The 9,693-nt window shown below is 69.0% G+C and carries 11 protein-coding genes; 3 read left to right on the forward strand and 8 right to left on the reverse strand.

Translation table 11 applies throughout. The features are described 5' to 3' along the window. Positions 1-467: 467 nt before the first annotated feature. The gene (locus tag ACFWFI_RS36820) at positions 468-1,109 is read left to right on the forward strand and encodes an IclR family transcriptional regulator (protein WP_109881333.1); all 642 of its coding nucleotides are present in this window, start codon (positions 468-470) and stop codon (positions 1,107-1,109) included. A 128-nt stretch (positions 1,110-1,237) separates the two neighbouring features. Beyond that, positions 1,238-2,026: a S16 family serine protease gene (locus tag ACFWFI_RS36825; protein ID WP_387399090.1), complete on the forward strand. Its 789-nt coding sequence runs from the start codon at positions 1,238-1,240 to the stop codon at positions 2,024-2,026. Here the strand turns inward: ACFWFI_RS36825 and ACFWFI_RS36830 are convergent. The 8 genes from ACFWFI_RS36830 to ACFWFI_RS36865 all read right to left on the reverse strand — a co-directional run bounded on the left by ACFWFI_RS36830 (position 1,956) and on the right by ACFWFI_RS36865 (position 8,397). Beyond that, the gene (locus tag ACFWFI_RS36830; RefSeq protein ID WP_387399093.1) at positions 1,956-3,275 is read right to left on the reverse strand and encodes an MFS transporter; all 1,320 of its coding nucleotides are present in this window, start codon (positions 3,273-3,275) and stop codon (positions 1,956-1,958) included. The genes ACFWFI_RS36825 and ACFWFI_RS36830 overlap by 71 nt on opposite strands. A gap of 2 nt (positions 3,276-3,277) precedes the next feature. Continuing rightward, a complete protein-coding gene (locus ACFWFI_RS36835; RefSeq protein WP_387399095.1) occupies positions 3,278-3,463 on the reverse strand; it encodes a hypothetical protein in 186 nt (61 codons plus the stop codon). Positions 3,464-3,476: 13 nt separating this feature from the next. Then, positions 3,477-4,091, reverse strand: a complete 615-nt coding sequence (locus ACFWFI_RS36840) for an ArsR/SmtB family transcription factor (RefSeq protein ID WP_387399098.1) — start codon at positions 4,089-4,091, stop codon at positions 3,477-3,479. 88 nt (positions 4,092-4,179) lie between these two features. Next, the gene (locus ACFWFI_RS36845) at positions 4,180-5,151 is read right to left on the reverse strand and encodes a glycine betaine ABC transporter substrate-binding protein (RefSeq protein WP_387399101.1); all 972 of its coding nucleotides are present in this window, start codon (positions 5,149-5,151) and stop codon (positions 4,180-4,182) included. Continuing rightward, positions 5,148-6,002, reverse strand: a complete 855-nt coding sequence (locus tag ACFWFI_RS36850; RefSeq protein WP_387399103.1) for an ABC transporter permease — start codon at positions 6,000-6,002, stop codon at positions 5,148-5,150. Before ACFWFI_RS36850 ends, ACFWFI_RS36845 begins: the two co-directional genes overlap by 4 nt. Continuing rightward, complete coding sequence (locus tag ACFWFI_RS36855) at positions 5,999-7,267, reverse strand: ABC transporter ATP-binding protein (protein WP_387399106.1); 1,269 nt, start codon at positions 7,265-7,267, stop codon at positions 5,999-6,001. Before ACFWFI_RS36855 ends, ACFWFI_RS36850 begins: the two co-directional genes overlap by 4 nt. After that, a complete protein-coding gene (locus ACFWFI_RS36860) occupies positions 7,260-7,907 on the reverse strand; it encodes an ABC transporter permease (RefSeq protein ID WP_387399109.1) in 648 nt (215 codons plus the stop codon). Before ACFWFI_RS36860 ends, ACFWFI_RS36855 begins: the two co-directional genes overlap by 8 nt. Positions 7,908-7,923: 16 nt before the next feature. Beyond that, entirely contained in the window at positions 7,924-8,397 is a 474-nt protein-coding gene (locus ACFWFI_RS36865) for an Lrp/AsnC family transcriptional regulator (protein ID WP_387399112.1), read from the reverse strand. Between the two features lie 122 nt (positions 8,398-8,519). On the opposite strand from ACFWFI_RS36865, the gene hppD reads away from it, so the two are divergent. Next, a complete protein-coding gene (gene hppD, locus ACFWFI_RS36870; protein WP_387399115.1) occupies positions 8,520-9,665 on the forward strand; it encodes a 4-hydroxyphenylpyruvate dioxygenase in 1,146 nt (381 codons plus the stop codon). Positions 9,666-9,693 lie beyond the last annotated feature (28 nt).

Genomic DNA, 9,693 nt, shown 5'->3' on the forward strand with positions numbered 1-9,693 from the left:
GGTGTCCTGCGGATCGCGGAGCAGGTCGCGCAGGAGGGAGGCGCGTGGGGCGCGCGGGGGTCGCTCCGGTATCGGAGGGGCGCGCAAGGCTGCGTTGGGCGCCGTTGCCGGAAAATTTTTTGACGCACTCTTTCACGGTGAGTTAACAATCGTTCACGCTTGATGTACGGAGCGTTGTCGCCGCGTCACCCGACTTGAACGCGCGTAGATGTTCGCGTTCCGGACGGTCCGCCGCTGACCGGCGGTTATGTCGCGCCGTTCCGGAGGGCGACCGGATTCTGGACGAGGTCTTCCGCTGAGCGGACCCGCTCGCTAATGTCCCCGAAACATGAACGCCTCGTGGCAATGTGGCCGCGGAGCGCAGCCGGTGCCATGGCCAGTCGGCGGCCTCTCGGTGCGTCGCCGTGGGACCGGCGTCGGCATCCCGGAGAGACAACCGCCCCGCTCACCAAGAGGGAGAGGGCGTCGTGACCGCGGAGACTTCTCAGACGCTCGACCGGGGACTGCGTGTCCTCAAACTGCTCGCCGATACCGATCACGGCCTGACCGTCACCGAGTTGTCGAACAAACTCGGCGTCAACCGCACCGTGGTCTACCGACTGCTCGCCACCCTGGAACAGCACGCGCTCGTCCGGCGTGATCTGGGCGGCCGGGCCCGAGTGGGTCTGGGCGTGCTGCGCCTGGGCCGCCAGGTGCACCCGCTCGTCAGGGAGGCGGCGCTGCCCGCGCTGCGTTCCCTGGCAGAGGACATAGGGGCCACCGCGCACCTCACGCTCGTCGACGGGTCGGACGCTCTCGCGGTGGCCGTCGTCGAGCCGACCTGGACCGACTACCACGTGGCCTACCGGGCCGGCTTCCGTCATTCCCTGGACAGGGGGGCCGCGGGCCGGGCGATCCTCACCGCACGGCAGAAGACGGTCGACCACCCGGGATACACCCTCACCCAGGGCGAGCTCGAAGCCGGTGCCTGCGGGGCCGCGGCGCCGCTGGTCGGGGTCTCGGGTGTGGAGGGCAGCGTGGGCGTGGTGATGCTCGCGGACGCCGTTCCGGAACGAGTCGGTCCGCGGGTTCTCGACGCGGCCCGTGAGGTCGCGGACGCGCTGCGCTGACGTTCTTCCTCCGGATCATGCCGGGCCCCGCGAGTCCGGCATGATCCAGGACGAGAGACCCCGGGCCGGCCTCCGCGGCGGCGCCGGGGCGGTCGGAGCCGGAGGCTCACGGCCGATAGATTGGTCGGGTGGCCATTCGTCTCTCTCGCCCCCGCGCTCTCGCCCTCTGTACGCTGCCCGTCCTCGCCCTTTTCGGCACGGCCGCCTTCGCGCCGTTGCCGTTCACCGTGGCGCAGCCCGGCAGCACCGCCGATGTCCTGGGGGACGACAAGGGGAAGCCGGTCATCACGATCAAGGGCACGCCGACCCGTACGACCGATGGTGAGCTGCGGATGACGACGATCCTGGCGACCGCGCCCACGGCCGACGTCGGCGTCGGGGATGTGGTCGACAGCTGGTTCAGGACGGACCGGGCGGTCATGCCGCGCGACTCCGTCTATCCGACCGGCGACTCCGAGAAGGAGATCGAGCAGCACAACCTCCAGGACATGAAGAAGTCCCAGAACGTCGCCGTCGACGCGGCCCTGAACTACCTGGACAAGAAGCCCGGTTCGGTGGACATCACACTGCACCTCGCCGATGTCGGCGGCCCCAGCGCGGGCCTCTTCTTCTCGCTGGGCATCATCGACAAGCTGGCCGGCAACGGATCGGGCGGCGATCTGACCGGCGGCCGCACCGTCGCGGGTACGGGGACGATCGAGGCCGACGGTACGGTCGGCGCGGTCGGCGGGGTCTCCCTCAAGACGCAGGCCGCCCGGCGCGACGGCGCCACCGTCTTCCTCGTCCCGAAGGCCGAATGCAAGCAGGCGAAGGCCGAGCGGCCCGACGGCCTGCGGCTGATCCCCGTCACGACACTGAAGAGCGCGGTGTCCTCGCTGCGTGCCCTGGACCAGGGGGGCAAGGTCCCGAGCTGCTGACCTGCGGCCCCGGACCCTCCATGCTGTGCCACGCGGGGAAGACCAGCGGGCTCAGCGTCGCCAGGAAGTACACCCCGCCCATCGCCAGCAGAGCACCCCTCGCGCCCATCCCCTCCACCAGCAGCCCGGCCGCGAGGCCGCCGACGGGCATGGCGAGCTCGCAGCCCGCCGTGAGAGCCCCGGACACCCTGCTGCGCAGCTCCTCGGGGACGCGTTCGTACGTCATCGTCGTCAGGATCGGGTTGAGCATGCCGCCGGCGATGCCGCCCAGCGCCATCGTCACCGCGAGCGGCAGGGTCGTCCCGGTCAGTGCGGCGACCACGAATCGCGGCGCGCCGCACAGCACCACACACACGGTGAAGACCGCCCGCCGCGAGAACCGGTGGCCCACCGCCCCGTACAGCAGGGCGCCGGTCAGGCCGCCGGCCCCGAACAACGCGGTGAGCAGGCCGAGATCGGTCGCCCCGCCCAGCTCGCCCTCGGCGTGCACGGGCAGCAGGACGGCGTTCCAGCCCTGGTCGGTGCCGTTCATGAACATCACCATGACGACGACGGCGAGCAGCAGCCGGTTGCCCAGCAGGTAGGCGTATCCCTCCTTCAACTCGGCACGGTAAGCGCGCAGGGAGACAGGGGACGCGGCTTCGCTGGGCTCGGCCGCGCGGACCCCCCGGACGCCCGCCGCGACGAGCAGTGCGGACAGCGCGAACGTGGCGGCGTCCAGCAGGAGCACGGTCTCGGCCCCGACGAAGGCGATCAGTACACCCGCCAGCGCGGCACCGACCATGCGCGCGCCACGCGACACCGCGTCGAAGAGGCTGGCGGCGCGGGCGAGCGTGGTGCCGGCATGCTCGGCGAGGTCGGGGACGAGGACGTAGCGTGCCGTGTTGCCGGGCGTGTGGGCCAGCCCGTTCAGCGCCATCAGCGCGCACAGCATCCAGAAGTGGAGTGCTCCCGCGTAGTGCAGCAGAGGAACGGCCGCCACGGCGGCGCAGCAGACCGTGTCGGAGATGACGGAGACCCGGCGCCGGCCGATCCGGTCGATGACGGGCCCGCCGATCAGTGCGGCGACGACGATCGGCAGAGTTGCGCAGAAGGCGACGACACCGGCCCGGCCGGCGCTCCCCGTGGTCTCCAGGACGAACCACGGAACCCCGATCAGGGTCAGCGAAGTGCCCGCCGTGGATATCGAGTTCGCGGCCAGGACGGCGGCGAGCGGAGTGCGCCGCCCCGACGGTTTCCCCCCGTCCACCTTCAGGCCGTTCGCGCGGCGCGGGCGGGGAGCGGACCGGGCTGCGCCAGACGCAGGCCCAGCTCGATCATGGTCCAGCCCATGCGCTGACGCAGCATGGGGCGGTCCGCCGGGCGGAATGCGGCGGCTTCGTGGTGCAGTTCGGCGGCGCGGTAGGCGTGGATCAGAACGTGTATGTCGCTGTGCATGACGGTGATCCCCTCATTCGCTCGGGCGCGGGAACATGTGCAGATGGGTGCGGACGACCGCCGAACCCTCGGCGTCATCGGGGACGCGGCCCCGGTAGCTGTTCACCAGCTCCTGAACCCTCTCCGCGAGTTCCAGGGAGAGTTCGGGCGTGAGGCGCAGCTTGAAGTCGCTGAGGTCGAAGGCCTGACGCCACTCCTCGGGCCACTCGTGCATCGTCCCCAGCCAGGTGTTCAGTTCCTGGGCGTGCGTGGTGGCGACCTCGTGGAGCACGACTCCGACGGCGCCGCGCACCTCGGCGTCCGGGTGATCCAGAAAGGTGCTGGTGTTGAAGGTGGTGCCCATGTGGACGGCCTTCCACCACCGCTCACGCCCCTTGCCGCGCTCCGGGTCGTCCTCGACGAAGCCGTACGTCGCGAGCTGGCGCAGGTGGTAGCTGGTGGCCCCGCTGGACTCGCCGAGCCGTTCGGCGAGTCCGGAAGCGGTGGCGGGGCCGAACTCCCGGAGGGTGTTCAGCAGTCGGATGCGCAGCGGGTGGGCGAGGCCGCGCAAGGTGCGGGTATCGACGTGATGGATCTTCGGGCTGTCGGCGTACGGGACCGGCCGGTCCTCCGGCTCGTTCGGTGGCATGCGACGACCATAGAGTTGCAAAGACTGCTTTGCAACACGTTTTTTGCAACGACTTCTTTGGAAGCCTGGGTTCCGCTCAGCCTCCCGCTCAGCCCTCCTTGATGAATCCTTCCTTCAGCAGCCAGTCCTTCGCCACCTCGTGAGGGTCCTGCCCGTCCACGTCCACCTTCGAGTTGAGCTCCTGGGCGAGCTCGGTCGTCAGCTTCTCGGTCACGGGCGCCAGCATCTCGGCGATCTCGGGGTACTTGTCGAGGGTCGCCGTGTGGATGGCGGGAGCGGCGTTGTAGTTGGGGAAGAACTGCTTGTCGTCCTCCAGCACGTCCAGGTTCATCGCCTTGATGCGGCCGTCCGTGGTGTACACCTCGCCCAGCAGGCAGGAGTCGGACTTCGAGACCTGGGTGTAGATGATCCCGGCGTCCATCTTCTGGATGTTCGCGGCCGGCAGCTTCATCCCGTACTTCTTCTGCATGCCAGGCAGTCCGTCGTCGCGCGAGGCGAACTCGTTCTCCACGCAGACCGTCACGGCCTTCGGGTCCTTCTTCGCGAGCGCGGCCACGTCCGACAGGGTCTTCAGGTGGTACTTGGCGTTGTTCTTCTTGCTGATGGCCAGGGCGTACGTGTTGTCGAGGGTGGCCGGCGGCAGCCAGGTCACCCCGTTGCCCAGGTCCTCGTCACGGACCGCCTTCCACTGCTTCTGCGGGTCGACGATCGGCTCGGCGTGGCCCAGATAGGTGATCCACGCCGTGCCCGTGTAGTCGTACAGCGCGTCGGCCTCCCCCTGGGCGACCGCCTCGCGCGCACTGATCGACCCCGGCAGGTTCGTGCGGTCCAGTACCTCGGCGCCGGCCGCCTTGAAGATCAGGCCGATCACATTGCCGAGGATGATGTTCTCGCTGAAGTTCTTCGAGGTCACCGTCAGCGACGCGCCCTTGAGCGGCTGCCCCTGCCCGACCGATCCCGGCTCCACGTCGTCCACCAGCGGTGATCCGCTCTTCAGCCCGCACCCCGTGAGCAGGAGGGCGAGCGCGGCCCCTGATGCCAGGCCCGTACGTACCCTCACTCTTCCTCCAGTCCGCGCGGCGTCAGCCACAGTTCGACCAGCGAGGCCAGCCAGTCCACCAGCAGTGCCAGCACCACCGTCAGTACGGATCCGAGCACCAGCACGGGCATGCGCTGCGTCTGGATCCCCGAGGTGATCAGGTCGCCGAGTCCGCCGCCGCCCCCGAAGGTGGCGAGGGTCGCCGTGCCCACGTTGAGCACCAGAGCGGTGCGCACACCCGCCAGGATCAGCGGGACGGCGAGCGGCAGTTCGACCTTGGTGAGGGTGCCCGTCGCCGACATGCCGATGCCCCGGGAGGCCTCCACGAGCGTCGGCTCGATCGAGTTCAGTCCCGCCACCGTGTTGGAGAGCACCGGCAGGACCGCGTAGATCACCATCCCGATGATCGCCGTCGAGGGCCCGATGCCCAGCCAGATCACCAGCAGTGCCAGCAGCCCGATGGCAGGGGTGGCCTGACCGATGTTGGCGAGCGCGGTCACGCCGGGGGCGGCCTTCTTCAGACCGCGCCGGGTCAGCGCGATGCCGAGCGGGATGGCGATGATCAGCACCCAGAAGGTGGAGATGGCGGTCAGCCTGACGTGCTGCCACCAGCGCACCTGCACGGTGTCGCCGACCAGCGAGTTCTCCGCGACGGAGTCCAGGTCGACGTGGGTGATCCACAGATAGGTCGCGACCAGGACGACCGCGCAGACGGCCGGCACCAGCACGAGCTTCTTCCAGGTGATCCTCCGCGCCGGCGCGGACTGCGGCGGGGAGGGCTCCGCCTCCTCGTCACGGAAGGCATGGCCTCCCACGTCGTGCTCTCCGGGCGGTCGCGCCCCCTTGGGGGGCGCCTGATGACTGGGGGTCATAGCCCGCTGACACCGCCCTCCTGCTCCTGCTCCGTCCGGTGGACGCGCAGCTCCTCCAGGTCGTGCTCGTGCTCCATGGCGGCGAGGCGGTCGGCCTCCAGGAGCTCCTGCACGGAGTTCATCAGGGTGTGCATGTCGACGACGCCGATGAACTCACCGCGCCGCCCCGTCACGGCGACCCGCCCGCCGCTGTCGGTCAGTACCGCCTCCAGCGCGTCGTGCAGCGTCGCGTCCCTGGTCACGGTGTCGTGCACCAGCTGGCCCGCCCTGGCGAGCGAACCCTTGGCCCGCATCAGATCGCCGCGCCGCAGCCACTTGTAGGGGCGGTTGCGGCGGTCCAGCATCAGCAGCTCGTTGTGCTGGCCGTCCCGCAGCTTGTTGAAGATCGACTGGAGCGGGTCCTCGACGGTCACCGTGGGGAAGTCGGCGATCCCCACGTCCCGCACACGGGTGAGGTTGAGCCGCTTCAGCGCGGCGCCCGCGCCCACGAAGCCGGAGACGAAGTCGTCCGTCGGATTGGTGAGGATGGCCTCGGGGGTGTCGAACTGCGCGATGTGCGAACGCTCCCGGAGCACAGCGATCCGGTCGCCCAGCTTGATGGCCTCGTCGAAGTCGTGGGTGACGAAGACGATCGTCTTGTGCAGCTCGTGCTGGAGCCGGATCAACTCGTCCTGGAGGTGGTCGCGGGTGATCGGGTCGACCGCCCCGAACGGCTCGTCCATCAGCAGCACCGGGGGGTCCGCGGCCAGGGCTCGCGCCACCCCCACGCGCTGCTGCTGGCCGCCGGACAGCTGGCGCGGGTAACGCCCGTGGAACTCCCGGGGGTCCAGCCCGACCAGGTCGAGCATCTCCTCGACCCGGTCCTTCACCCCGGACTTCGACCAGCCCGTCATCTTCGGCACGAGCGCGATGTTCTCCGCGACCGTCATGTGCGGGAAGAGGCCGGAGGACTGGATGGCGTAGCCGATCTTGCGGCGCAGCTTCACCGGGTCCATGTCGGTGACGTCCTCGTCGTTGATCCTGATCCGCCCGGACGTCGGCTCGATCAGACGGTTGATCATCTTCAGCGTGGTGGACTTCCCGCAGCCGGAGGGGCCGACGAGGATCACGGTCTCCCCGGCCTTGATGTCCATGGACACCTCGTCCACGGCCGGAGCGGGGCTGCCGGGGTAGGACTTGCTGAGGTTCTCCAGCTGGATGGTGGCGCCCGAGGTGACGGGGCGGGGCGGGGCCGAGTCCGTCGACCCGGTGGCGGTCTCAGGCACGGATCCCCCTAGGGATGGTCAGCCGTCCGAGGAGGACGTAGGCGGCGTCGAAGAGCAGAGCGAGGATGACGATGCCGATCGTGCCGGCGAGGACCTGGTTGATGGCGTTTGCGCTTCCCAGTGAGGCGAGGCCGCGGAAGATCTCGTTGCCGAGTCCGGGGCCCGAGGCGTAGGCGGCGATGGCGGCGATGCCCATCAGCATCTGGGTGGAGACCCGGATGCCGGTGAGGATGGGAGGCCATGCGAGGGGCAGTTCGACCTTGAGGAGCCGCCGCGTCCGCGACATCCCGATTCCCTTGGCCGCGTCGACGAGCGACGGGTCGACCCCGCGCAGCCCGACGATGCAGTTACGGACGATGGGCAGCAGCCCGTACAGCGTCAGGATGATCACGGTGGGCGGGACTCCGAGGCCGACCAGGGGGATCAGCAGACCGATCGCGGCGAGCGAGGGAATGGTGAGGATCGCCGAGGTGGACGTGATCGCCAGCGAGCCGCCCCAGTTGCTCCGATAGCTGACGACACCGATCAGGACGCCGAGAAGAGTGGCGATGACCATGCACTGGAAGACGGCGCTGGCGTGCTGATACGTGTCGGTGAGCAGTTGCTGGTGGCGGGTGCCCACATACTCCCAGAAGTTCACATGTTGCTCCGTAGGCTCAGTCGGTGTCCTCTGCAGCCTGCTCAACCAGCGGGATAATACGCAGCGGCACCGGGTTTTCCATGACGATCGCCGTCGAGGCCCGCACGATGCCATCAAAGCCGACCACGCGGTCGATCACCCGCTGGAGATCGGCGTTCGAGCGGGCGACGAGCCGGCAGAGCATGTCCCCGTGGCCGGTCGTCGTGTGCAGTTCCAGCACCTCGGGCACGCCCTGCAAATGGGCCCGTACGTCGCTGCCTTGGCCCTGCTTGATCTCCAGCGTGGCGAAGGCGGTCACGGGGTAGCCGAGCGCCGACGGGTCCACGTCAGGGCCGAAGCCGCGGATGACGCCATACGACTGAAGACGGTCCAGCCGCGCCTGCACCGTCCCGCGCGCCACCCCGAGCCGCCGCGACGCCTCGAGTACACCGATACGGGGCTCGCGGGCCAGCAGCACGATGAGCCGGCCGTCCAGTCGATCGATCGGCATGATCCGCCTCCCGGTAGTCATGCTGTACAGACAGCCCGCTCATCCTGGTGGCAGGCCGTACAGATTGACCAGTGGAACGGCGAACTGTTGCGCACCTTGCGAGGCGGCGGGAACCTTCGGACATGACTGAGACTGTGCACACCACCCCCGACACCGCCCGGCAGGCCGATCCCTTCCCGGTCAAGGGAATGGACGCGGTGGTCTTCGCGGTGGGCAACGCCAAGCAGGCGGCGCACTACTACTCGACCGCCTTCGGCATGAAGCTCGTCGCCTACTCCGGACCGGAGAACGGCAGCCGCGAGACCGCGAGTTACGTCCTGACCAACGGCTCCGCCCGCTTCGTCCTCACCTCCGTCATCAAGGCGTCCACCGAATGGGGCACCTTCCTGGCCGACCACGTGCACGCCCACGGCGACGGCGTGGTCGACCTCGCCATCGAGGTCCCCGACACCCGCGCGGCCTACGCGTACGCCGTCGAGCACGGCGCGCAGGGCATCACCGAGCCCTACGAGGTCAAGGACGAGCACGGCACGGTCGTCCTGGCCGCCATCGCGACGTACGGGAAGACCCGCCACACGCTGGTCGAGCGGGGCGGCTACGACGGGCCGTACCTCCCCGGCTACGCGGCCGCCGATCCGATCGTCGAGCCGGCCGCCAAGAGGACCTTCCAGGCCATCGACCACTGCGTCGGCAACGTCGAGCTCGGCCGGATGAACGAGTGGGTGACCTTCTACAACAAGGTCATGGGCTTCACCAACATGAAGGAGTTCGTCGGCGACGACATCGCCACCGAGTACTCCGCCCTGATGTCGAAGGTCGTCGCCGACGGCACGCTGAAGGTGAAGTTCCCCATCAACGAGCCGGCGATCGCGAAGAAGAAGTCGCAGATCGACGAGTACCTGGAGTTCTACGGTGGCGCGGGCGTCCAGCACATCGCGCTCGCCACGAACGACATCGTCGCGTCCGTGAAGGCCATGCGGGCGGCCGGAGTGCAGTTCCTGGACACCCCGGACTCGTACTACGACACCCTGGGGGAGTGGGCGGGCGAGACCCGCGTGCCCGTGGAGACGCTGCGCGAGCTGAAGATCCTCGTCGACCGGGACGAGGACGGCTACCTGCTGCAGATCTTCACCAAGCCGGTCCAGGACCGCCCGACGGTCTTCTTCGAGATGATCGAGCGGCACGGCTCGATGGGCTTCGGCAAGGGCAACTTCAAGGCCCTCTTCGAGGCGATCGAGCGCGAGCAGGAGAAGCGCGGCAACCTCTAGCCGCAACGCGAAGGGGCCCTCTCCCGGC

This window comes from Streptomyces sp. NPDC060209, assembly GCF_042728155.1.
GTDB lineage: Bacteria > Actinomycetota > Actinomycetes > Streptomycetales > Streptomycetaceae > Streptomyces.